General features: G+C 67.8%; 9 protein-coding genes. 2 read left to right on the top strand and 7 right to left on the bottom strand.

The window, feature by feature from the left end; all coding sequences use genetic code 11:
• Position 1: 1 nt before the first annotated feature.
• The 7 genes from AB0M22_RS26880 to AB0M22_RS26850 form a co-directional block, all read right to left on the bottom strand.
• Positions 2 to 1,069: an HAD-IIIC family phosphatase gene (locus AB0M22_RS26880; RefSeq protein WP_364732311.1), complete on the bottom strand. Its 1,068-nt coding sequence runs from the start codon at positions 1,067 to 1,069 to the stop codon at positions 2 to 4.
• Between the two features lie 19 nt (positions 1,070 to 1,088).
• On the bottom strand, positions 1,089 to 2,258 hold the full coding sequence (locus tag AB0M22_RS26875; protein WP_364732308.1) for an acyl-CoA dehydrogenase family protein: 1,170 nt from the start codon (positions 2,256 to 2,258) through the stop codon (positions 1,089 to 1,091).
• Positions 2,255 to 2,524, bottom strand: coding sequence for an acyl carrier protein (locus tag AB0M22_RS26870; RefSeq protein ID WP_364732305.1), 270 nt, complete (start codon positions 2,522 to 2,524; stop codon positions 2,255 to 2,257). Before AB0M22_RS26870 ends, AB0M22_RS26875 begins: the two co-directional genes overlap by 4 nt.
• 47 nt (positions 2,525 to 2,571) lie before the next feature.
• Positions 2,572 to 3,414 carry a 3-hydroxyacyl-CoA dehydrogenase NAD-binding domain-containing protein gene (locus AB0M22_RS26865; protein WP_364732303.1) on the bottom strand — a complete coding sequence of 281 codons (843 nt, stop codon included), beginning with the start codon at positions 3,412 to 3,414 and terminating at the stop codon, positions 2,572 to 2,574.
• Between the two features lie 71 nt (positions 3,415 to 3,485).
• Positions 3,486 to 5,159: a beta-ketoacyl synthase N-terminal-like domain-containing protein gene (locus AB0M22_RS26860; RefSeq protein ID WP_364732300.1), complete on the bottom strand. Its 1,674-nt coding sequence runs from the start codon at positions 5,157 to 5,159 to the stop codon at positions 3,486 to 3,488.
• Positions 5,152 to 14,490, bottom strand: coding sequence for an SDR family NAD(P)-dependent oxidoreductase (locus AB0M22_RS26855; protein ID WP_364732296.1), 9,339 nt, complete (start codon positions 14,488 to 14,490; stop codon positions 5,152 to 5,154). The genes AB0M22_RS26860 and AB0M22_RS26855 overlap by 8 nt, the downstream gene beginning before the upstream one ends.
• Before the next feature lie 827 nt (positions 14,491 to 15,317).
• On the bottom strand, positions 15,318 to 17,525 hold the full coding sequence (locus AB0M22_RS26850) for an MMPL family transporter (protein ID WP_364732293.1): 2,208 nt from the start codon (positions 17,523 to 17,525) through the stop codon (positions 15,318 to 15,320).
• 382 nt (positions 17,526 to 17,907) lie between these two features.
• Here AB0M22_RS26850 and AB0M22_RS26845 point away from each other — a divergent pair, with 382 nt between their 5' ends.
• Positions 17,908 to 24,255 (top strand): SDR family NAD(P)-dependent oxidoreductase, encoded by a 6,348-nt coding sequence (locus tag AB0M22_RS26845; RefSeq protein WP_364732291.1) that lies wholly within the window; start codon positions 17,908 to 17,910, stop codon positions 24,253 to 24,255.
• The gene (locus AB0M22_RS26840; RefSeq protein WP_364732288.1) at positions 24,252 to 25,646 is read left to right on the top strand and encodes a condensation domain-containing protein; all 1,395 of its coding nucleotides are present in this window, start codon (positions 24,252 to 24,254) and stop codon (positions 25,644 to 25,646) included. Before AB0M22_RS26845 ends, AB0M22_RS26840 begins: the two co-directional genes overlap by 4 nt.
• The last annotated feature ends 23 nt before the right edge of the window (positions 25,647 to 25,669 follow it).

The following is a 25,669-nucleotide window of genomic DNA, read 5'->3' as shown; positions in this document are numbered from 1 at the left end:
TCTATACCCCCGGACCGGTGATGAGCTTCAGGTACTCCGGCGGCTCGGGCGGCGCCGATAGCGGAGCGCCGAGCATCTGCACGCCATCGCGCTCGTCGAGTTCCTCGAAGCCCGCGAAACGGTAGGTGACATACATGATTCGGTTGCGCCCCGTCGGCACGAACGCGGCGACCAGCCGGGCGCCGTTCTGCTGCGCCAATCGCACGGTGTGATTGAGCAGCACCGTGCCCACCCCGCGCGACATCACCCGGCACGACATCAGCAGCAGCTCGAGCTTCCACTCGCGCTCGCCCAATTCCACTGAGGCGAGCCCGATCTGGCCGTAGGAGCCATAGACGTCGGTCAGCTCGGCCATCAGCAGCAGATGCCGATCCGAGTCGCACCGATCGGCCAGTTCCTCCGCCGAATACATGATGCCGGTGGAATTCAGCTGATTCGTCCGGACCACCAGCTCCTCGGCACGGCCGAGATCCTTGCGCTGCGCCCGGCTGATGGTGAACTCCATGCCGAGGGTGGCCAGGAACTTCTCGCTGTTCCCGGTGAACTCCTCCTCGGCCTTCGTCCGGTCGATGCTCGCGAGGTACATGGCCCGGCGAGCGGCGGAATCCTCGGTGATGTACTTCGGCGTGAACTCCGGCCGCGATGCCAGTTCGCCCGCGTGCACCGCGTCGATGCACAGCACGCCGGGGTGCGTGAACGCGACCTCTTCGCGTTCGAACGGCTGATCGTCGATGAAGGCCAGCGCGTCGATACCGATATTGAGCGACGTCGCGATCTTCGCCACCGACTCGGACTTGGCGTCCCAGCCGATCTGTGGATACAGAAAGTATTGTGCGACACCGAGTTCGGTGAGCTTGGCCATCGTGGTGTCGAAGTCGTTACGGCTCGCGACCGAATGCAGGATCCCCCGCTGGTCCAGCGTCACGATCGTCTCGACCACCTCCGGCCGCAGCCGGACCTGGTCGCCGTCCTCGAGCAGGATTCCCTCCCACAGGGTGTGGTCCAGGTCCCACACCACGCATTTGATCGTCGACGTGCGCGTCGACTCCGGTGCGCTCTGTGCACTCATCCGGTGTGTCCTTTGCGAGTTAATGTTCATCGATCTGAACGATGCGGCCCCGGTTCTGGCACGCGTCGGCGGAAATCAGCACGTGCTGCAATTGCGTACTGCCCTCGATGATTTCCATGACCTTCGCGTCGCGCAGGTAGCGCGCGACCGGGTAGGCGTCGCTGCATCCGAGCGCGCCGTGCAGCTGCACCGCGTCGTTCGCGGCGGCCACCGCGCTGGTCGCGGCGAACTGCTTGGCGATGCAGGTGGACATGATGGTGTCGGGGTCGCCCTGTTCCTTCAACTGCCCCGCCTGCCAGACCAGCAGCCTGGCCGCCCTGGTGTTGGTCGCCATGGTCGAGATCATCTGCTGGATCAGCTGATGCTCCCGCAGCAGCGATCCGCCCTGGGTGCGCGAATTCGCGTAGCTCACACAGGCTTCCAGGCACGCTTGCAGAATGCCGACCGAGCCGGCGGCGACGCTGAAGCGGCCGATGTCGAGCACGTTCGTGGCGAGCGCCAATCCCATCCCCTCGGCACCGAGCAACGCGTCGGGGTCGACATAGCAGTCCTCGAAGGTGATCTCGGCCAGTTGGCTGCCGCGGGTGCCCATGATCTCCGGCACGGCGATCTGGTGCACCCCGGGCTGATCCGCGGATACGAAGAACGCCGACGGTCCCTTGTCGGTGCGGGCGAAGACCAGGAAGACGTCGGCCAGTTGACCGCCGGTGACCCACAGCTTGTGCCCGTTGAGCACATACCCGTCGCCGTCGCGGGTGGCGAAGGTGCTCAGCGCGGTGAAGTCGCTGCCCGCGTGCGGTTCGGTCAGGCAGAACGCGCCGAGGCGCTTGCCGGAAACCATTGCCGCAGACCATCGTTCGCGCAGCGCCGGGCTGCCCCAGCGATCCAGCGCGTACAGGGCCATGCTGTGCACGGTCAGCAGGCTGCGCATCGAGGAGCAGCCGCGGCCGACCTCCTCGTGCAACTCGCCGAACGCGGCCATACCCCGGCCGGTGCCGCCGGCTCGCTCGGGCAGCACCGCGCCCCAAAAGCCTTGTGCGCCGAACTCGTTCAGCACGTCGGCGCGGACCCGGCTGGCGCGGTCGAACTCGGCCGCGTGCGGGACGACGACGCGGTCGACCACGGCCCGGAAGCTCGCCCGGGTGTGCCGGTCGACCAGATCCGGCTCGAAGCCGGCGACGAGGGTCATGCCGACCTCTCCGCCGGCTTGGCGGTCCGGGCCAGCAGCCGGGACACGAGGGCGGTCATCGAGTCGATCGTGCGGAAGTTGTCCAGCCGGACCTCGTCGTTCGGAATTCGGTCGCCGATGTTCTTCTCGATGAACATGACCAGCTCCATCGCGAACAGCGAATTGACGAAACCGCTTTCGAAGATGTCCCGGTCGTCGGCGATCATCCCGTCGGGGAAGCGGCGGGCGGTGAAGTTACGGATTTCCGTGCGTGCGTCGGTGAACATGATGTGCGATCTCCCTGTTGTTTCGTTCGGTAGTGGCGTCCAATAGCTCAGGAGTAGGTGTAGAAACCCTGTCCGGTCTTCCGTCCGTGCAACCCCGCGTAGACCATCTTTCTCAGGAGCGGGCATGGCCGGTATTTGCTGTCGGCATAGAACTCGTACAACCCTTCGATGCTCAGAAGTATTGTGTCCAAACCGATCAGGTCGGCGGTCTCCAGCGGGCCGGAGGCGTGACCGAAGCAGGACCGGAATATCTCGTCCACGTCCGCCGCCGAGGCGACGTCGTCCTGGAGCAGGAAAATGGCTTCGTTGACGGTGAGCATGAGCACGCGGTTGGACACGAAACCGGGCATGTCCTTCACCACGATGCCGTGCTTTTCCATGCTGCTCAACAGGTTTCCGGCGACCTCGATGGTGGCTTCGGAGGTGTGGAAACCCCGGATCACCTCGACCGTCGACTTCATCGGCACCGGGTTCATGAAGTGCATCCCGACCACCTTGTCCTGGCGGCTGGTCAGCGACGCGATCTTGGTGATCGGTATGCACGACGTATTCGCCGCGAACACCGTTTCCGGCGCACAGATCCGATCGAGTTCCGGATAGACCCGGGCCTTGAGTTCCCAGTTCTCCGTGATGTTCTCGATGACGAATTCGGCGGAGCCGAGCAGCTCCAGATCCGTGGTGTAGGTGACCTTCTCGGTCATATCGCCGAATCGATCGGTCTCCTTGCCGAAGAGCCGACCGGTGCGATAGAACCGCGCCACTTCTTCTTCGGCTTTGATCAGCTGGTCCGGTGAATTGTCGACCAGCACCACCTCCAGGCCGTGGGCCGCGAGATCCTGTGCGAGGCCGGTGCCCATGATGCCGGCACCGACAACTCCGATTTGTTTCATACCTGCTGCTTTCGATCGAATAGGCGCCATTGCCGAAATGGATTGGTGACAACCAGCGCGCAGTCGGATGGTTACAGTGCGAAACTGGTACGTTCGAACGGATATGTGGGCAACGGGATTCGCCGAGCGGAGCCGTTGGCGACCGCGCTGTCGAGTCGGCCGCCGGCGACCCAGGCGGCCCCGGCGGCGGCCATTCGCGCCTGCGGGCCGTCGTCGGCGGTGACGATTGCCGGGCCATCGAGAGCGGACAGCAACTCGCGCTGGTTCGCGGCGATCACTGCTCGCCGGTACCGGAATTCCGGTCGGCCGGCGCGCAAGGTGTAGGCGAGATCGCGGATCGAGGTGGACGGCCGTTGGCTCACCCAGTCACGCAGTCGCCCAGTCATTTTCGTCAGCGCTTCGGGAGTTCGCGCGGACAGGACGACGAGTTGCGCTTCGTCGGCCGGTATCCGGTCCGGCACGGCGGGCGGCTCCTGGAGTACGACGTGCGCGTTGACGCCGCCGAGGCCGAACGAGCTCACTCCGGCCCGGCGCGGCCCGTCCGCCTTCCACTCCCCGCCTTGCGCGGACACCGCGAGGTTGGTGCACGCGCGCAGGGCCGAGTTGGGCGCGCGGAAGTTCGGTTGCGGGACGAGGCGCCCGTGCTCGAGCACCAGCGCGGCCTTGATCAGCCCGACGATGCCGGACGCGGCGTCCAGATGACCGACATTGGCCGCGACCGCGCCGACGAAGCACGGCTCCCCGGACTTGACCGAGCCGAACACCTTTGCCAGCGAGGCGATTTCGACCTCGTCACCCAGCTTGGTCCCCATCGCGTGCGCCTCGAGGTAGCCGAGACTGCCGGCCGGCACGTCGGCATTGGCCAAGGCCTCGGCGACGACCGCCGTCTTGCCCGCGACCCCGGGGGCGGTGTACGAGGCGCGGCGCGAACCGTCGGTGTTGGTCGCCGACCCCAGGATCAGCGCGTGGATGTGGTCACCGTCGCGAACCGCGTCCGCGGCCCGCTTGAGCACCACCGCGGCCACCGCGTTGCCGACGATCGAGCCGTCGGCGCCGACATCCAGGGCACGGCACACCCCACTCGGCGAACTCACGCCGGGATAGGTGATCGCCTGCGGGAACTTCACCGCCGCCGCGCCCGCGACGGCGAGGTCACACTCGCCGGAGAGCAGGCTCTGCGCGGCCTGGTGCACCGCGACCAGCGAACTCGACGAGAAGGTCCGCACGGTCATCGTCGGCCCGCGCAGGTTCAGTTTGTAGGACACCCACGAGGTCAGCGAATCGCAGTCGTTGGCCACGGTGATCGGCATCAGCCCGTGCTCGGCGACCAGATCGGGTCGCTGAGCCAGCAGGCCGAGCAGATAGGTGGGAAAGCACGAACCCGCGAAGAGCCCGGTCGTGACCCCGCTGTCGGCCGGGTCGTATCCGGCGGATTCCAGTGCGGTCCACACACATTCGAGAAACAGGCGATGTTGCGGATCGGTGATCAGCGCCTCCGCCGGATCGACCCCGAAGAACGCCGCGTCGAAACATTCCGCGTCGGCCAGCACGCTCGCGGTGACCGGCCCGGCCCCGTTCGCGCCGGCCGCGCGCAGCACCGCCGCGGACGGGCGATGCTGCCGGATCGCGGTCCGGCCCGCTTGCAGGTTCTGCCAGAGCGTGTCGACGTCGTCGGCGTCGGGGAACCGGCCGGCCATGCCGACGATCGCAACAGCGAACGGCGGTGGCTCGAGCCGGCTATCCATTGCGCCTCCGGTTGAGCAGAGCTTCCCGGCGCAGCGCGCCACGTTCGTTGCCGGTGCCGACCTCCTCGACGGAGCCCGATCCCGCGTCATCGATGAACTCGGCGAGATCGGCGATCGTCGGCGCCTCGTAGAGCACGTGCGGCGGCAGCGCGGGCAGCTTCAACTGAGCACGCATGGTGGTCACCAGATCGACGCCGAGCAGCGAGTTGCCGCCGAGTTCGAAGAAGTTGTCGTGCACGCCGACCTCGGACAGCCCGAGCGCGTCCTGCCAGATCTCCGCGATGGCGCGGGTCAGGTCGGTGTCCGGGGCGACCAGCGGCATCCCGAGATCTGGGCGCGGATGCTTCTCGCCCCGCGGCCTGCCGCTGGCGCCGGCCAGGGTCGCCACGGTCAGAGCCGCGGTGACCGCGACCAGGGTGTTCATCTCCTGTGTGGAGACCGAGACCTGTGGCTCGTCCAGCGCGAGGACGCGCAGGATCGACTCCCAGCCGTCGTCGAAATCGATGCCGATCCTGGCCCGGTTCGCGCGCAGGAATTCGACTGCGCCCGGGTCGAGTCCGGCCAGCGCGTCGTCCCAGCCGTTCCACTGCCAGTCGCCCCAGTTGATCGAGATCACCCGGTACGGGTCCGCGCTCGCGTGCGCGACGGCATCCAGGTAGGCGTTGGCGGCGCAGTAGTCGATCTGGCCGGGCCCGCCGCCGGTGAGCGCGGCGATCGAGGAGAACAGCAGCAGGAAGTCGAGATCGATGCCGGTGAGCACGTCGCGCAGCACGTCCGTGCCCGCGACCTTGGCGGCGAATACCTCGGCGATCTGCTCATCGGTCTTGAACTGCATCAGACCCTGGCCCGGCCGCCCGGCGGCGTGCAGGACGCCGTCGATACGACCGAATCTGGCCAGCGTCTCGTCGACCACCTTGCGCATGTCCGCCCGATCCGACACGTCGGCGGGCAGGACCAGTACTTCGGCGCCCGCCCCGACCAGCGCTCGCACCTCGAGGATGCGCCGGGCGAGCTCGGCCGGGGTGCCCGGATCGGCCAGCAGGTCGTCCCAGGTGGATTCGTCCGGCAGGCCGGTGCGACCGACGAGCACGAGTCGCGCCCGGACGTGTTCGGCGAGCCGGTGCGCCATCGCCAGCCCGACGCCGCCGAGCCCGCCGGTGATCAGGTACACACCGCGCTCGCTCAGCACCTGTTCGGGCGCGGGAACCGTGGGCGGGACGAGCCGTTCGAAGTGCGGGGTCATGCGCCGGCGGCCGCGCAGGGCCACCTGGGAATCGGCGCCGGCGCTGCACAATTCGCGCAGCAGCAGGTCGGCGTTCGAATCGCCGTCGCCGACGTCGATGTGGCGCACGCGCACCGCCGGGTACTCCAGCGGGATCACCTTGAGCGGACCGGTGACCATCGCCTGGTACGGATCGATCCGGTCGGCCGCCGTGACATCGAACGCGCCCGTGGTGATGATGTCGAGACCGACGTCCCCCAGGCCGGTTTCGGCGACCGCCTTCGCCAGCGCCAGCAGACTGTGGAAGGACGTGTGCACATCGGCGGGTGCGCCATCCTCGGTGCCCGACCACAGGTGCAGAATCCGTTGTGGCACCGAACCTTCCGCGACCAGTTCGGACAGCAACGCGAGCTGGTCCGGAGTCGAACCCGGCTCGACGGTGAACGAACCGTCCCCGGCTCGCGCGAACTCCGCTCCCGGCGTCACGGTCACCACCGATCCGCCTGCGGCGGTGATGGATTCGGCCAACTCCATCGCCCGCACGGAGACGTCGGTGAGCAGCAGCCAGGTGCCGTCCACCCGAACCGGCTCCGCCGGGGTCGGCGCCGACTGCCGCCAGGCCGGAATGGCGAACCATTCCTCGGCCGGTCGGCGGGCCAGGGTGGCCAGGGCACGGGCCGGATCGCGGGCCACGTCGGCCGTGCTGATGCCGTTGTCCCGCGTCTCGCCGGCCGGGCGCTCCTCGATCCAGTAGCGCTGTCGCTGGAACACGTACGTGGGCAGGGCAATTCGCCGGCGCGGCGCGTCGTGCACCGCTTTCCAGTCGACCGCGACGCCGTTGATCCACAGTGCCGCCAAGGTTTCGGCCAGCTTCGTCGCGCCGGTCGTCGGGTCGGCCTGCGCGGGTGCGGTGCCGACGATCATCCGGCGATGTTCCACGGGGCAGCGCTCGGCAATCAGATCGCCGATCGTGCCGGCGGGGCCGACCTCCAACAGGATTCGCTCCGGTTCGGCCAGGATCTCGTCGGCGGCCGTTTCGAACGCGACCGGCCCCTGGACGTGTCTCGTCCAGTACTGCGGGTCGAGCAGGTCTTGCGCGGCAAGTCCGGTTCCGGTGACGGTCGAGACGCAACGAACGGTCGGCTCGGCCGGGCTCAGCTGCCGGGCAACCCATTCGGCCAGCTCCCGGGCAACCCGGTCGAGGGCGCCGGGTGCCGCGTCGGCATCCGCCTGGTCGAGCAGCCGAGCGCGTTCGACCACCAGGCCCAGCGCGTCCGGCAGCAGCACCATGCCCGCCAGGCAGATCGCCACCAGCTCACCGATCTCCCGGCCGAGCATGACCTGGGGACGCAACCCCCACGCCGAGAGTTGCTGGGCAAGTGCGAATTCCACGACGAAGGCAGCGGCATGCGGCAGCGCGTTCGACGGCGACCCTGCGGCGAGCACATCGTCGACATCGAACAGCACGTCCCGAATATCGCGACCCACCAATGGCTTCAGGAGATCGGCGCAGGTGTCCACGGTCGTCGCGAAGACGCCGCAGGCGGCGTAGAGATCAGCGGCGACGTCGGCGCGGAAGCCCGCCAGCCCGGCGAACAAGAATCCGATCGGCCGGTTGTTGGACCGATCACGGTTGTCCGCCAGCCGATCCGGTCGAGCCCCGTCGAGCACGTCGAGCGCGTCGAGCCGGTCGGCGACCACGACCGCCCGTCGGTGCTCGAAGCGTTCCCGTCCGACCTGCAGGGTGTAGGCGATGTCGGCGATCGGCTGCTCCGGATGCGCATCCAGATGCGCGCGCAGATTCTTCGTCGCGGCGTCGAGCGCCAACTTGGTGCGGGCCGAAAGCACCAGCACGTTCGGCCGGCCGTCGTCGACCGAATACTGTTGCACCGGCGGCTGTTCCACCACGACGTGCGCATTGGTGCCGCCCATGCCGAGGGAGTTCACCCCGGCCCGGCGTGGCTGCCCGGCGCCGGGTTGCCACGGTGTCGATGCGGTGCTCACGTAGAACGGGCTGCGCTCGAAATCGATCTCCGGATTCGGCGATTCGTAGTGCAGCGATGCCGGAATGACGCCGTCGCGCACCGCGAGCGCGGCCTTGATCAAACCGGTCGAGCCGGCCGCCCGATCCAGGTGACCGATGTTGGTCTTCACCGAGCCGATCGCACAGTACTGCTTGCGCTCGGTGTCGCCGAAGGCCCGGGTCAGCGCGGCCACCTCGATCGGGTCGCCCAATTCCGTTGCGGTGCCGTGGGCCTCGATATAGCCGACGGTATCCGCGTCGACGCCCGCGACGGTCAGCGCCTTGGCGACTACCTCGGCCTGCCCCTTGATGCTCGGGGCGGTGAAGCCGACCTTCTGCGAACCGTCGTTGTTGATCGCCGATCCCTTGATCACCGCGGTAATCGAATCGCCGTCGGCCAGCGCGTCGGCGAGCCGCTTGAGCACCAGCACCGAGGCGCCGTCGCCGAAGAGCGCGCCCTTGGCCTTCGCGTCGAAGGTGCGGATGTGCCCGTCCGGGCTCTCCATGCCGCCCTCCTGAAAGAGGTGACCGACCTTGTCCGGCACGCGAACCGAGACACCGCCGGCCACGGCCATGTCGCACTCGCCGCCGATGAGGCTGCGGCAGGCCAGGTGGACCGCCACCAGCCCGGTGGAGCAGAAGGTCTGCACCGAGACAGCGGGCCCGCGCAGGTTCAGCTTGTACGACGCGGCGGTGGTGAGCGAGTCCTTGTCGTTGCTGATCACCAACTGGTAGTCGTTGATCATCTCGATGATGTCGGGATCCTGCGAGATCCGGCGCAGCAGATAGGTACTGATGTTCGCGCCGCCGAAGACGCCGACCGGCTTGCCGATCGAGCGCGGCGCGTAACCGGCGTTTTCCAGCGACTCCCAGACCACCTCGAGGAACAGTCGCTGCTGCGGATCGGTCAGCCGCGCGTCGAACGGCGTGAAGCCGAAGAACTCGGCATCGAAATCCTCGATGTTGTCCAGCACCGGGCGGGCACGAACATAACCGGGCTGATTGACCACCTCCGCGGGCACGCCGGCTTCGATCAGCTCCTCGTGGCTGAAGAAACTGATCGATTCGACCCCGTCCCGCACGTTCTGCCAGAACTGATCGACCGAGTTCGCGCCGGGGAAACGACCCGCCATACCGATGATCGCGATGTCCTCGACCAGCATGCCGCCGCGGCGAACCAGCCCGTCGGACACCGGAACCGGCGCGCTGACGATCGGAGCCTGCTGCGGCGATTCGCCGGGCAGGTCCGGGAGCAGATAGGCCGCCATATCGGCCACCGTCGGCGCCTCGAACAGGGCCAGCGTGGGCACCGTGACGCCGAACTCCTTCTGGATGGAGTTGACCAGTTGCAGGCCGACCAGCGAGTTGCCGCCGAGTTCGAAGAAGTTGTCGTAGAGGTCGACCTGTTCGACGCCCAGCGCGGTCCGCCACAGCGCGGCCAGCCTGCGCTGGTACTCCTGCACACCGACCGCCTCGCCGGCGAAAGCGTGTGGGCGATCGGCGGTTTCGCCGTCGCCGGAGCGAGCGGACTGTTGCTCCCCCATCTCCGGTACGCCATGGAACGGGTCGCGACCGGGAACCCAGGCGGCGATTCGGCTGGTCAGTTCGCCTGCGGAGACGATCACCCGGCGCGGTGCGCCGGCCAGCAGCTGGTCGAAGGTCGCCAGCCCCTGTGCCGTCGTCATCGAGTATCGGTTCAGTGAATCACCGACGCCCGCAACGGCTTCGCTCGCCGTGGTAGACCGCCAGGTGTCCCAGCAGGCCGAGCGCCACGCGGCCGGAACCGGCAGGTCCGCGGACTCGACGAACCGATCCTGGAAGGCGTTGGCCGCCGAGTAGGCGGTGAAGCCCAGGCCGCCGAGGATCGCCGACATCGACGACATCAGCAGCACGAACTCGAGGTCGTCGTGGCCGGCCAGGGCCTCGGCGAGGGCGACGGTGCCGTAGACCTTCGGGCCGAAGTGCGGTGCGATCAGTTCGGGGGTCAGTTTGTTCGAGGTCGCGAAGGTTTCCGGGCTGGTGAGCCCGGCGGCGTGCACGACGCCGTTGATCGGTCCGCACTGTTCTTCGGCGAGGGCAAACGCGGCGCGAAGCGCATCGTGGTCACCGAGATTCGCGGCCAGCACCAGAATTCGGGCGCCGGTCGAGGCCAGCTCGTCGACGATCCGCTTGCGTTCCGCGTCCGGCGAACCGGCGACCGGATCAGCCGGTAAGCCGGTTCGGCCCAGCAGCACCAGATTCACGTCCGGCTGAGCGCCGACGATATGGGTGGCAAGTTGCAGACCGATCTTTCCGAGTCCACCGGTGATCGCATACGTACCGCCGGCGCGGAACCCGAGCGGGCGGGCAGGCAGCGTGGCGGGGCGGAAGCGCTTGACGCAGCGCTTCGCGGCGCGATAGGCCACCGAGGTCGCGGTGCCCGGCCAGCGCAACTCGCTCAGCAGTTGCATGGCGAGCAGGTCCCATTCGGCGCCGTCGTCGTCGGACGGCTCGAGGTCGACCGTGCGCACGGCCAGGCTCGGATATTCCTGCGGGAGCGTCAGCGCCGGGCCCTGGATTGTCGCTTTACCCGGGTGCAACTGGTCTTCGCCGTCGACGATCTCGGCGAAGTCGGTCACGACGATCAGCCGTACGCCTTGTATCACCTTGCGGCCCAGCGCGTTTCCGAGCGCGATGACGCTGTCGAAGCCGATCCGCTGGTGTTCGGCCACCCGGTCCGGCGCGAGCGGGTCCGGGCAGGGACCGGTGACGGACCAGAGGTGGGTGACGACGCGGGGCAACGCGCCGTCGTCGGCCAGCGCATCCAGCAGTCGCGCATAGTCACCGGGCTCGTCGCGACGAATCCCGTAGGTCGATTCGTTGATCTTGCCGAACGCCGTACCCGGGACAACGGTGACAACCCGGGTCGACGGTGCCAGCACGCGGCGCATCCGATCGGCCAGCCGGATGCTCGGGCCCAGCTGATCGGCGAAGATCAGATGCGGCCCGGCGACGCTCCCGCCGGACGGCAGCTCGGGTTCCCAATAGGGTTGCAGCACGGCGAATCCGAAGTCCGAACTCGGCGCCTTCGGCGCGGCCGCGCGCTCGACTTCGCGCCCGGCTGTCTCGTCGGGCCAGTACTGCACGTGTTCGAACGGGTAGGTCGGCAGGTGCACGATGCCGCCCTCGGCCCGCCAGTCGACCGGCACGCCACGGGTCCACATCCGGCCCGTCGTGCGGGCGATCAAGGCGGGCTCTGGCTCCTTCATCGCCGAGGCGCGCAGCGTCGGCAGGACCATGGCGCTGTCCGCGTGGCCGGTCAGCGACTGCCGCACGAGGCTGCCGGTTTGCCCGGCGCCGAGGTCGAGTACAACGCCGGGGTGTTCGTTCGCGAGGGTCCGCACACCGTCGGTGAACCGGACCGTCGAGCACATGTGGTCCACCCAATAGCCGGGGTCCAGCGCTTGCCCAGCTGTCATCCAGGTGCCGGTGACGTTCGAGATCAGGGGCAGCGCAGGCGCTTTCAGCTCAACCTCGGCGAGCATCCCCTCGAAGCGATCACGCAGCGGACGCAGCAGATGCGAATGCATGGCCCGGCTGGTCGGCACCCGGCGGCAGACGATCTCCTCTGCGGCCAGCACCGCCTCCAACCGCGCCACCGCCGCCTCGCGCCCGGCAACCACGAAGGCCGACGGGCTGTTCACGGCAGCGAGGGACAGCTCGGAGTCCAGATAGCCCGCCAGGCGTTCGGCACTGTCGCCGACGGTGAGCATCACGCCCGGCTCCGACTCGGCGACGAGTTGCGCGCGTCGAATGACCAAGGGCACAACGGCTTCCAGCGCGAAGACGCCGGCCACGCAGGCGGCCGCGTACTCGCCGAGGCTGTAGCCGATCAACGCCGACGGCGCGATGCCGCGACCGAGCCACATCTGCGCCGCGGCGTAATCCAGCGCGAACACCGCGGCGTGCGCGAGGTCGGTCCGGCTGGTCAACGGCGAATCGACGCCGGAGCCGCCGCGCCCGAAGGCGGACAGCAGATCCGAATGATCCGCGTCCTCCTGCGCGAACAACACCGTGCGGAAATCCGTGCCGAGATGCGGGATCGCCAGCTCTGCGCACGCGTCGAGGGCGGCGCGGAAAGTGGCGTCACTGTCGTAGAGCCCGCGGCCCATGCCGACGAATTGGTCGCCGGTTCCGGGGAATACGAAGCTCACCGCGGCGACCTCGCCCCGGCGCGCCACCGCGGCCGGCACCTTCGTGCCGACACCGTCGAGCTGGTCGGCGGCCTCGGCGATCGTTCGGAAGGCAACGGCCGTCCGGTGCTCCAGCGCGCTGCGCCCGAACTGCGCGGTGTAGGCGAGCGCGCCCGGTGCGATATCGGCCTGTGCCCGAAGGTGATCCGCCAGGGCCTTCGCACTCACGGCGAGCGCGGTTCCGGTGCGGGCGGACAGCGGCAGCACATGCCACTGGTGCGGAGCGGAATCATCCAGCGCCGGTTGCGGTTCAGGCGGCGCGGCCAGCACGATGTGCGCGTTGGTCCCGGACCAGCCGAACGAACTCACCCCCGCGATCGGTGCGGTGTCCCGAGCGGGCCAGGCGGTCGGCTCGTGCGGCAAGCGCACCGGAGCCCCCGCCCAGTCGATCGACGGATTCGGTTCGCGCATATGCAGATTCGGCGGGATGACCCGGTGGCCGAGCGCCAGGATCGTCTTGATCAGACCCGCCATCCCGGCGGCGCCGGTGAGGTGGCCGACGTTGGTCTTGACCGCGCCGACGGCCAGCGGACCCGCCGCACGCTCGGCGCCGCCGAAAACCTCGGTGAGACTGCCGATCTCGATGGCATCGCCGAGGGGCGTGCCCGAGCCGTGCGCCTCGACGAAATCCACCTCGTCGGGGCGCACACCCGCGCGCCGCTGTGCCGCCCGGATGACGTCGACCTGGGCCGCGCCGTTCGGCGCCGTCAGCCCGTTGCTCATGCCGTCCTGATTGACCGCCGACCCGCGCAGGATCGCGTGGACCTGATGGTGGTGCCGCCGAGCGGTGCTCAGTCGTTCGATCACGACGGCGCCGCAACCCTCGCCGATCAGGAATCCGTCGGCCGCGGCGTCGAACGTCTTGCATCGGCCGTCGACGGCCAGCATCCGCATCTTGCAGGCCTGCCGGAACATATCCGGATGCACGATCGCGCTGACGCCGGCGACGATCGCGCGGTCGCACTCGCCGTTGCGCACGGCGGCCATCGCAAGATGCAGTGCGACCAGCGACGATGAGCAGGCGGTGTCGAGCACCAGGCTCGGGCCGCGCAGGTCGAGCAGGTAGGACACCCGGCCCGCGAGCACGCTGGGCGAGGTGCCGAGCCCGACATAGGGATCGTCCAGCATGGCCGGCCCACCTCGGTCGGTCAGCACGTTCGCGTACTGGCTGGTCGCCATCATCCCGACGAACACACCGGTGCGACTACCGCGGATCCGATCCGCGGGAATCCCGGCGTCTTCGAGCGCCGACCACGCCACCTCGAGCAGCATGCGCTGTTGCGGGTCGAGCCGAAGTGCTTCGCGCGGTGAGATTCCGAAGAATTTCGCGTCGAAGCCCGCGATGTCGTCCACGAACGCGCCGCGGGTGGTGTACGCGGTGCCCGGCGCGTAGGGATCGGGGTCGTAGAACGACCGCGCGTCCCAGCGCTGCGCGGGCACCTCGGCACTGGCGTCGACACCGTCGAGCAGGTTCTGCCAGAACTGCGCGGGCGTGTTCGCGCCGCCGGGGAAGCGGCAGGCCATGCCTGCGACGCAGAGCGGGTCGTCGACCTGGGCCGGAGTCTCGTCGAGCACGGCCGGCGCCTGCGCCTCGTCCGCCGATTCCGGATCGGCCAGCGCGCGAGCGAGCAGGCTGATCGACGGATGCTCGTACAGCAGTGTTTCGGCAAGCTTGCGACCCAGCATTTCCTCGAGCTCACCGGACAGGCCGACGACGTCGGCGGAGGTGAGACCGTATGTGGCAAAACTGGTTTCGGTGTCGACAGCCGCAGTGTCGACGTCCATGATCTCAGCAACTCGACCGATCAACCAGGTCCGGATTCGTTGCTCTGCTGATGACCCGTTTTCCTGCATTTGGCGCACGCTTCAGCCCTTGCTCAGACGGAGGGAAGTCCCGGGATTCGAGCATCTTCGACCGACTTACCCCTGGATGAGTGGAAAGCTAGCACCGGTCCCGAGCCCTCGCAATACCGGTGAGTATTGAATACTCCTAGGTATGACCCTACGTCAGGGTAGGTTTTTCGGCTTCCGGAATCCGTTGACGCCCAACCGGCGCAAGCACGAACACGGGTGTGGAATTGGCGACGAACGGCGCTGTCAGCAAGCGCGACCGGCGACCTCGCGGACGCAGTCGCGCGGACGCCCTCACCTCCCCCGGCACCCACCCGAATCGCGGCACGGCGCTGCGGGTTTGCCCACTACCAACCGCACGGTCGCTTTCGGTCGATTCAAGGCCACTCGCCGAGATGTGAATGGCCCCAGAATCGATCCGGCTATGTCACCGCCTCGTCGCGACGAGGCGCTCCGGACCTGCCCGATATCATCGCGCCTGGCCGTTCCGGACCACAGATGAAAAGCGTTCTGACTGTTCAATATTGTTCAGACGTTTACCAGAATATTACGCCCGCTGATAGGGGGTTATACCGCCATTACGCTCGACCGCCGAGTGTCCCGCGGCCTGGATCCGCTTGCGTCAGGCCGATAGTCGGCGGCACACCCGGTAGGGGCAGGCCGCTCCTCATCCGGCCATCAGTGCGTGCACGACGTGCAGGCGACCGGCGATACCAACATCGCGCGGCCTACGTTCGACGATATCGACGAGTCTGCCGTCGACGATACCCGAGCCGATCCGGCCATAGTGTCGGTACGCGATTGCGAGACAACACATTTCGGTGCCGCGGCTAATCACACTCGGCCAGATCGTCCGCCTCGGTGAAACCGGGCACCACATCGTTCACCGGTGCGCGGGCAACGACTCTCCGGTGCAGGCAACGCAGCGTGCTCGGCGCCCACCAGCAGGCTTCGCCGAGCAGTTTCATCGTCGCGGGGACGAGCAGCAGGCGCAGCACGGTCGCGTCGATGAACAAGGCGGTGACCATGCCGAGGGCGATGTATTGCATCATCAGCAGATCAGAGAGGGCGAAGGCGCCGGTTACCACGATGAGAATCGCTGCGGCGGCGGTGATTATCCGGCCGGTGCGGGCGACGCCGGTGCGGATCGCCTCGACGGTGGACTCCCCCGCCCGGTGGGCCTCGACGATGCGGGCGAGCAGGAACACCTCGTAGTCGGTGGACAGGCCGTAGATCACCGAGACGATCAGCATCAAGATCAACGGCATGATCGGCTGGGGTGTGTAGCCCAGCACGTCTGCGCCATGCCCTTCGACGAAGATCCAGGTCAGCACGCCGATGGTGGCGCCGAGGCCGAGCAGGTTCAGCACCGCGGCTTTCAGCGGCAGCACCACCGAGCCGAAGGTCAGGAACAGTAGGGCGGTCGTGGCGAGGAAGACCAGCGTGAGCATGAGGGGTAGCCGGTCGAGCAGTGCGTCGATGCTGTCGCGCTTCGCCGCGGGGTCGCCGCCGACCAATAGTGTTGTCCCCTTGGGCAATTCCATCGAACGCAAGTATTCGATGGTCGAGTCCGCCCAGTCCGGGCCGGCCAGTACGGTGTCGGTGGCATAGACGAACGGCTCTGCGCCCTGCATCGGAGCGGGGAACGGTGCAGCCAGTCCGGGAGCCTGGTTCGCTTGCGCCACAACGGCATCGATGTCCGAGCTGCGGTAGGTGATCATGACCAGCTGGACCGGATCGATCCGCCGGAGCGGGAAGATCTCGTCGAAGTGCTGCTGCGCCAATCGAGTCGGGTTGTCCGGCGGCAGGAAGCGTTCGGTGATGCCACCGAAGACGACATGCTGTATCGGCGCGATGAGTAGCAGCAGACCGGCGCACACCGGGATCACCACGGCCAGTGGCCGTTTCATTGCCGCTGCCGCGATGCGCCCCCAAATATTGTCTCGGACATCGTCGGCAGTCCGGGTCTTGCGGAACCAGTCGACGCCGAACGCGTCGACCCGATGCCCGAGCACCGCGAGCAGCGCGGGCAATACCGTGATCGAGGTCAGCGCGGCCAGTGCGACGGTGACCATCGCGCCGTAGGCGAACGACCGCAGGAAGCCTTGCGGGAACAACAGCACGCCCGCTGCCGCGACGACCACGATGGTCGCCGAAAACATCACTGTCCGACCGGCGGTCGTCACCGCCCGGCGCACCGCCACCGGCACCTCGTAACCGTCGGCGAGTTCGTCGCGGAATCGGCTCACCAGAAACAGCCCGTAGTCGATGGCCAGGCCGAGACCGATCATCGAAACCACTGGGGAGACAAACGAATTGACATCCGTGACGATGGTGATGGCGCGAACGACACCCCACGCGGCGACCACGGTCAGTCCGCCGACGATGAGCGGGAGCGCCGCCGCGACGACACCGCCGAAGAGAAAGAACAGCAGCACCGCGACGACCGGGACGGCGATCAGCTCCATCCGCCGTTGATCGCGGACCATGGTGTCGTTGAGCGCGCCCGCGACCGCCTGGCCGCCGGCGATCTCCAGGTCGACGCCCGGAATGTTCAGTCGGTCAGCGACTTTGCCGTAGTTGCGGATCAACGCGGTGTCGTCGCCGCCCCTCATCGCGACCGATGCGAACGCATGCCGACGATCCTTGGACCCGAAGAGATCCGGCAGCGTCAGGCCGGTCTCGGTCGGCCAGTAGGTGCCATTGATCTTCGCGATCTCGCCGGGGAACCGCCGCGGCAGATCGTTCAGATAGTCGACGATCTCCCCGCCGAAAGCCGGGTCGTCGATCGTCTTGCCGGGTGGCGCGTGGAACAGCAGAATCAGGTCACCGCTGGGGTCCCGGCCGAATGCCTCGTCCCGCAATCGGGCCGCCTGCGCGGATTCCGAGCCCGGATCATCCCAACCGCGCGAACTCAATTCATCGCCGAGCCCGAGCCCGTATGCGCCGAGGGCGGACAGCAGGAAAACCATAATTCCGATGACCGCGAATCGCCGCCGGACGACCAGGTCGGCCCAGTGGGTGAAATCGGCGAACAACGGCCGTCTCCTAATCCGTGCGTGAATTGCCCGACTCTCGGTGGCGTCCGGCGATCAGCCGGGAACGTACCAAGGGATACCACGGCACGAACACCGGCGATCGGAGATTCCAACAGGGCACAACTCGAGCGCCGACCAGCCTGTGAACTGTACCTATAGCCGCCTGGCCTGCCCGCGATCACCGCTGGGTAGCGCCGTAAAGGGCACTGAATCAGGACATTTCACAGACGATCACCGGTCGCAGTGCAGCGATCTCCAGAATTTCCGGGTACCGGTTATCGGCGTCGATATGATCGAGCCCGGTTTGCCTATTGTGTTGGACTTTGTTTTACGCTTCGTCGATTCGTGCGGCGGCGCAGAACGACCGTATTGGAGGGCCTACGTGTCGGATATCGCTATTGTCGGTATCGGGTGTCGATATGCGGGCGGCATCGACTCGCCGGATACGTTCTGGGATTTCGTTCTCGACAAACGCGACGGCGTGGTCGAGATTCCGCCGGACCGCTGGGATTACCGCCGCTACTACGATCCGGAACCGCGCACCCCCGGCCGCAGCTACACCAAGCACGGCGCGTTCATGACGACCGATCCGTGGGAGTTCGACCCGGACTTCTTCGGCATCTCGGCGCGCGAGGCGACTGTGCTCGATCCGCAGCAGCGCCTGTTGCTCGAGGTGACCTGGGAGGCGCTCGACGACGCGGGCGTCGCGGGGCGGGCCGCGGGCGCGCCGGTCGGTGTGTACGTCGGCGGATTCGTGGTGGATCAGTCGGTGATCGGTGTGGTCGGTCCGGCGTTGTTCCACACCGACATGCACACCCCGGCGAGCGCGTCGTACACCATGCTCTCCAACCGAATCGCCTACGCGCTCAACCTGACCGGTCCCGCGCTCACCGTCGACACGGCGTGCTCGTCGTCACTGGTGGCGTTCCATCTTGCTTGCCAGGCGCTCGAAAACGACGACTGTCACGTTGCGCTGGCCGGCGGCGTGAACGTCATGCTGCAACCGGAGACCTTCGTGCTGATGTGCAAGGGCAGCTTCCTTGCCGCCGACGGCCGGTGCAAGTCCTTCGACGCGGCCGCCGACGGCTACGGTCGCGGCGAGGGTGCGGGCATGGTGGTGCTGAAGCGGCTCGATGACGCGGTGCGCGACGGTGATCGAATTTACGCCGTGGTCAAGGCCACCGGGGCGAATCAGGACGGGCGGACCACGGCGATCACCGTGCCGAACGCCGAGTCGCAGGAGTCGCTGGCCCGCACGGTGTGTGCCCGCGCCGGGCTGACACCGGACGCGATCACCTATGTAGAGGCGCACGGCACCGGCACTCTGGTCGGCGATCCCGTCGAATTGCGCGCGCTCGGACGGGCTTTCGGCGCTCCGGCCGGACGGTCGAGGTCGCTCGGCGTCGGTTCGGTCAAAGCGACCCTCGGCCACACCGAGGCCGCCGCCGGAATCGCGAGCATCATCAAGGCGGCGTTGGCAATTCGGCATCGGGTGATTCCGCCGCAGGGCTGGCTCGACAAGCCGAATCCGGATATCCCGCTCGATGAACTCGGCCTGCACATCCAGGTGGACGCCGAGCCGCTGCCGCCGGATGCGGATCCGATGACGATCGCGGTCAACGGTTTCGGCTACGGCGGCACCAACGGCCACGCGATTCTCCAGGAGTACCTCGGGTCGACAGCGTCATCCACCGAGCCCGCGCGCCACCTCGGCATTCTGCCCATCTCAGCCCGCAGCACGGGCGCCGCCCGTGCCATCGCCGGTCGCTTCGCCGAGCTGATCGGGACGGGTGCCGACCCGCAGCGGCTGGCCGAGGCCGCGTGGACCCGGCTGGCGCACCACCAGTTCCGCACCGGCGTGCTGGTCGGCGAGGCCGGCGACATGCTGCACGAACTGCGGCAGTTCGCGGCGGGCGAGGGTCGTGACGCGGTGCGCACCGTCGCGTCACGCAATGCGGAGCCGGTCTTCGTGTTCTCCGGTATGGGGCCGCAATGGTGGGGTATGGCGCGTGAGTTGCTCTGCGCCGGTGGCGTATTCGCCGAGACGGCGGCGCAGATCGATGCCGAGTTCGGCAAGCTCGCCGAGTGGTCGATCATCGACGCACTGCTGCAACCCGAAGCCGAATCGCGGGTGACGAGGACCGAGGTCGCCCAGCCTGCCAACTTCCTCGTCCAAGTGGCATTGGTGAGTGAGCTTGCCCAGTACGGGATTTCACCCGCCGCGATCGTCGGGCACAGCGTCGGCGAGGTCGCTGCGGCGTACGTCAGCGGGATGCTGACGCTGCGTGACGCGGTTCGAGTCGCCTATCACCGGGCCAGGTTGCAGGCGACCACCGCGGGATCGGGCGGGATGCTGGCCGTCGGGTTGCCGCTCGATCGGGCCCGCGAACTCGTCGCGGACGACCCGCGCGTGGATATCGCGGCGATCAACAGCGCGACCTCGCTCACCCTGTCCGGCGATCCGGACCGGTTGGACGAGATCGCCGAAACACTCACCGAGGAGGCGGCTTTCGCGCGCAGATTGCGGGTGGAGGTGCCGTATCACAGCCGGTTGATGGATCCGATCCTGGACGCGTTGCGCACCGAACTGGCCGACCTGTCGCCACGGCCGCCGAGGGTGCCGCTGTATTCGACCGTCACCGGCGAACTCGTCACCGCCGCCGAGTGGGATGCCGAGTACTGGTGCGCGAATGTCCGGCAGCCGGTGCGTTTCCACGACGCGGTGACGAAGGCGATCGGCGCGGGCAGCCGGGTCTTCCTGGAGGTCGGCCCGCATCCGGTGCTGTCCGGCAATATTCGCGAGGCCCTGGTCGACGCGGACGTGCACGGCACCACCGTGCCGACTCTGGATCGCAAAGAACCCGATTCGGCGAGCGTCCGGCGCACGCTCATCGGTCTCTACAGTGCCGGGGTGCTCGAGCCCGACCAGTTGTTCCCGGACGACGCCCCCGTCACCGCGCACGTGCCGCTCCCCCGCTATCCGTGGCAGCGAACGCGATTGCATTCGACGCTGCCGCTGTTCGAGCAGGCTCGGCTCGGCACACCGGACAGCTATGCCATGCTCGGCGATCCGGATGTCGAGGGACGGTCGGACTGGCTGTTGCAGGTCGGTTCCGAATTGCTGCCCTGGCTGGCCGATCATGTGGTCAACGGGGTGCGGATCATGCCGGGCGCCGCGTACCTGGATGCCGCGCTCAGCGCGACGGCAACTCGGCTCGGGGTCAAACGCGTTGCGCTGGAACAGGTTCGCTTCGTCGCACCGTTGATCATGGCCGCGCCGGATGTGCCGCTCATGGCGTTGAGCATCGAGGAGTCGAGCGGCCGGTTCCTGATCCGATCGCGCAACGCGACCGGCACGGCGTGGACCGTGCACGCACACGGCCGCACCCTGACCGGCAGCCACTTGCCCACGAAGGCCACGGTTCCCACGATCGACGTGGGCGTCGATATCGATCCGGAGATGTTCTACGCGGGACTGACCGCGGCGGGCTTGCAGTACGGCCCGGCGTTCCGGCGGGTGACCTCGGTGCGGGTCGGCCGGGACCTCGCGGTGGCGACGGTCGACGGCACGATCGCCGCGGACTCCGGCCATCTCGCGCATCCGGCGGTGTTGGACGCGGCAATGCAAACCGCGGCAATGCTGTTCGCCGACGAGCGGATCAACGAGGGCGTCATGGTGCCGGTCGGGGTGGCCGCGGTGCGGCTGCTCGCACCGATCCCCGAGCAGGCGACGGTGGTCGCCCGGCGCGATCCGAAGGCGCGATTGCGGGCCGACGTCGACGTGCTGGACGCCGACGATAACCTCGTGCTGCGGTTGACCGGCCTTCAGATCGGCGCGCTGAAGCCCGGCGATGATCCGCTGCATCGGATGGTCGAGTTCTACTATCGCGAGACCATCCAGCAGTGCGACCCCATCGATCCGGCCGCCCTGCCCGACGCCGACTCGGCGACGTTGGTCGTCGTCGCGCTCGGGAGAAGCAGCCGGGCCGAGCAATTGGCGGCCACGGTCCCGGGGGCACGGCAGCACCTCGTCGACTCGGCCGGCGCGGAACTCGAAGCCGAACTGGTCGAGGTCCTACGGCAGGCCAATACGGCGGAGACCGCACGACTCCACGTCTGTGTGGTGGCCGGTGCCGGTACCGACGATCTGGCGGACCTGTGGACTTTGAAGCGGATCGCTGTGGCGATCCACGGATTCGCCAACCCGCAGACCGACGAACAGACGCCGCAGACGGTGTTCGGCGACGGTTCGGTGCATGCCACGCTGGTCACCGAGCGGGCATTCACGTTGCCGGACAGCACGATCGCGCCGGACTCCCGCCAGTCCGCGTTGGCTGGGGCACGACGGGTGCTGTTGAACGAGCAGACACCGTTGCGATGGCGGCTGATCGACGTGGCACCCGATACCAGCATCGCGGAGCTGGTCACGGAACTTGCTGTGCCCGGGGCATTCTCGTACGACAACGCCGACGAGGTGCTGCTTCGCGACGGTAAGCGCTGGGCGCCCGTGGTGACCAAGCCGCTCCCCAACCGCTTGGCGGCACACGACACCGCGGAGCCACTCACCGACCCTGAGGCCAACTTCGAGCTGGAACTCCCCCGCACCCGTCTGCTGTCGGCGCTGGCCTGGCGCGAGTGCCCCCGCCAAGCGCCGGGCCCCGGCCAGGTCGAGGTCCGTATGCAGGTGATCGGGCTCAACTACAAGGATCCGCTCAAGGTCATCGGCCTGCTCGGTGAACGAGAGCTGGCGCCGACCTATTTCGGCACCGTCCCCGGCATGGAGGGCGTCGGCACCGTGGTGCGGGTCGGCGCAGGCATCGAGGGCTTCTCCGCCGGTGACCTGGTGGCCGTCGCGGCCAAAGGCATGATGCGGCGCTACGCCCTCATCGATCGGCAACTGGTGATCCCCCTGCCCGCCGACACCGATCCCGGATATTGCACCAGCGCAATCGCTTTCGCCACCGCCGAGTACGGACTGCTGGAGCTGGCGCGGCTGGAACCCGGCGAGACGGTGCTGATCCACGGCGCGGCAGGCGGTGTCGGCACGGCCGCGATCCAGGTCGCCAAGGCGCGCGGCGCGCGGATCATCGGCACGGCCGGCACCGACGAACGGCGGCAGCACATCCTTGATCTCGGCGCGGATCACGCGATCAACTCGCGTTCGCTCGACTTCGTCGACGACGTGCTCGCCCTGACCGACGGTGTCGGCGTCGAGGTCGTGCTGAGCAGCGCGCCCGGCGAGATCCTGCGCCAGAACTTCAACGCCGTCGCCGAATTCGGGCGCATCGTCGAGGTCGGCAAGGCCGACATCTACACCGGCGGGCTGCTCGAGCTGGCCAACTTCGACAAGAACGTGGCCTACTACTCGATGGATCTCGACCGCCTGGTCGCGATCCGGCCGGAGCGGCTGGCCGGTCTGCTGCAACGGGTGTACGAGAACGTGCTGGCCGGCGTTTATCGGCCACTGCCCTACCGGATGTTCGAAACCGAGGACGTGGGAACCGCTTTCGAGGAAGTCATCCGCTCCGCCGGGCTCACCAGGATCGCGCTGCGCATCGACGCACCGGAGCCGCCGGTGCGGCCCTATCTGCCCGACATCGAGATCCGTGCCGACGCAACCTATCTCGTCACCGGCGGGTTCGGTGGGTTCGGCATGGCGACCGGCCGCTGGCTGGTGCTGCGTGGCGCGCGCAGGCTGGTGCTGCTCGGTCGCAGCGGTGCGACCAGCGAGGCGGCCCGGCGGCAGCTCGAGGCGTGGCGCACCGTAGGAGTCGAGGCGATCGAGGAGCTGGTCGACGTGACCGACGCCGACGCCGTGGCCGCGGTGGTTGCCCGGGCGCACGCTGCCGAGCGTCCGCTGCGTGGGGTGTTCCATGCGGCAGGCTCGGTGTCGGACAACCGGATCGACCTCATGGAGCACGAACAGCTGGCGCAGGTGTACCGGCCGAAAGTGCACGGTGCGCGCGCACTGCACCGAGCGGTCAGCGACGCGGGTATCCGGCTGGACATGTTCGTGCTGTACTCCTCCGGCGGCTCGATGTACGGCATCTACGGCCAGTACAACTACTGCGCGGCCAATGTCGCGGTCGAGGCGCTGGCCGAGCAATGGACCAGGGCCGGCGAGCGGGCGCTGTGCGTCGGATGGGGTCACCTCTCCGGGGCGACGGGCGGGATGGCCGCCGACGCGACGGCGACCAAATACCTCGACCTGGTCGGCTTCGGGCCGATCGACATGTCCGATGCCACCGCGTATCTGGAGCAGACCCTGCGCTTGGCGGACACCAGGGCGGCGATCATCCCGACCGACTGGGCCAAGCTCACCGGCACCTTCCCGCAGCTCGCCCGCACCGGCCGGACGATCGAACTGGCCAAGACGTCGGCGAAGGACACCTCCGAATTGGCCCGGCTGCGTGCCGAACTGGTCGATTTGGACGACAACAAGCGGGGGCCGTTCATCGCCCGCAAGATGGCCGCGGAGCTGGCCGTGGTGATGGGGGTTCCGGTCGATTCGATCGACCTGACGGTGCCGGTACCGGAACTCGGCCTGGACTCCCTGATGGCGGTGGAACTCGGGGCGCGGGTCACCAAGACCCTCGGCATCGATCTGATGTCGATGCAGATGGGTCGCTCGTTCAGCCTGGAACAGGCCGGGCCGAAGGTGGCCGAACTCGTGCTCGCCGCCGAACCCGGCCGGCCGCAACCGATTTCCGAACCGGTGGGCGCGCTGTGATCGACCTGGGACTGATCGACGAGTGGAACCCGGCGCCGGGTCGGCTGGTGACCTGGACCGCCACACCGGATTCGGTGGCGCGCGCCGCCACCGCGCCGGTGCATCCGGCACCGCCGTCGCACCAGCAGGAAGAGTATCTGCGGCTGGCAGATCGGCACGCGGCAGCCGACTTTCGCTACTCGGGTCTGTGCCTGGTGACCGTCGAGATCCCCATGGGCGACCTCGATCAGGCCGCCATGACCCGCAGCATCAACGCATTCCTGGTGCGCCACGACACCTTTCGGACGTGGTTCGCCATCGACTCCGCTGGCACTATCCGGCGACACCTGATCGACGCGGACGTGGTCGATTTCGCGCCGATCGACTGCGGTGAATTCGACGACGCGGAGGCCATCCGGGAGCATGTGCAGAAGACGACTCCCGGGCCGTCCCAATGGGATTGCTTCTCCTTCGGCGCGATCGTGCACGGCGAGTCGACGACGGTCTACCTCGCGGTGGATCACCTGCACACCGATGGGCTCGGCCAGTACCTGTCCTGCTCGGACCTGGCCTACCTGTACGCGCGGGAGGCCTGGAATTTCGGCGAGATCCTCGAGCCCGCCGCCAGCTACCTCGAATACTGCACGGCGGAGCGCGAGCACACCGCCCAGCTGACGCTCACGTCGGCCGGTGTCCGGAAATGGCTGGAGCTGATCCGTGGCAACGACGGCGAATTGCCCTCTTTCCCTCTGGATCTCGGCAAGCGCACCGATGGCTACAATCGCAGCGCGCATCGCACCATCACCCTGCTCACCGAGGCCGACGCCCGCCGATTCGAACTGGTCTGCCGCGCTCACGGCGCCGAGTTCGTCGGCGGTATCTTCGCGGCCGCGGCGCTGGCCGAGGCCGAACTCACCGGCGGCGACTACTACTTCGGCATGACCCCGATCAGCACCCGCACCTCCGCCGCCGAACGTGCCTCTGTGGGTTGGTATGTCACCCTCGTCCCGGTCGCCTTCCCCATCGCGGCCACCACCTTCGACCGCGCGGCACCCATCGCCCAGAGCGCTTACGAGAACGGAATCCGCCTCGCGCCCACCTCATTTCATCGCGTACTCGAACTACTCCCCGCCGACACCGACCTCGACGTCCGCCCCGGCTGGGCAACCCCGATGATCTCCTACGTGGATGCCCGCGACTTCGCCGGCCACGAATTCTTCGACCTGGTGAACGGCGGCATCTACGCCAACCGCGCCGCCTCCGAAGAAGTCCTCCTCTGGATCAACCGCATGCCCGCGGAAACCTCGCTCAGCGTGATCTTCCCGGACACACCAGTCGCCCACGAATCCGTTCAGCGCTACATCCAGACGATGCAGGCAGTATTCACCTCGGTGGTCGAGCAATCGCGGTAGACCTGAACACGGGCGCAGCGCCT

Source organism: Nocardia sp. NPDC051756, assembly GCF_040681495.1.
Taxonomy (GTDB): domain Bacteria; phylum Actinomycetota; class Actinomycetes; order Mycobacteriales; family Mycobacteriaceae; genus Nocardia.
The sequence above is the reverse complement of the archived record's forward strand: the minus strand, read 5'-3'. Positions and strand labels throughout refer to the sequence as shown.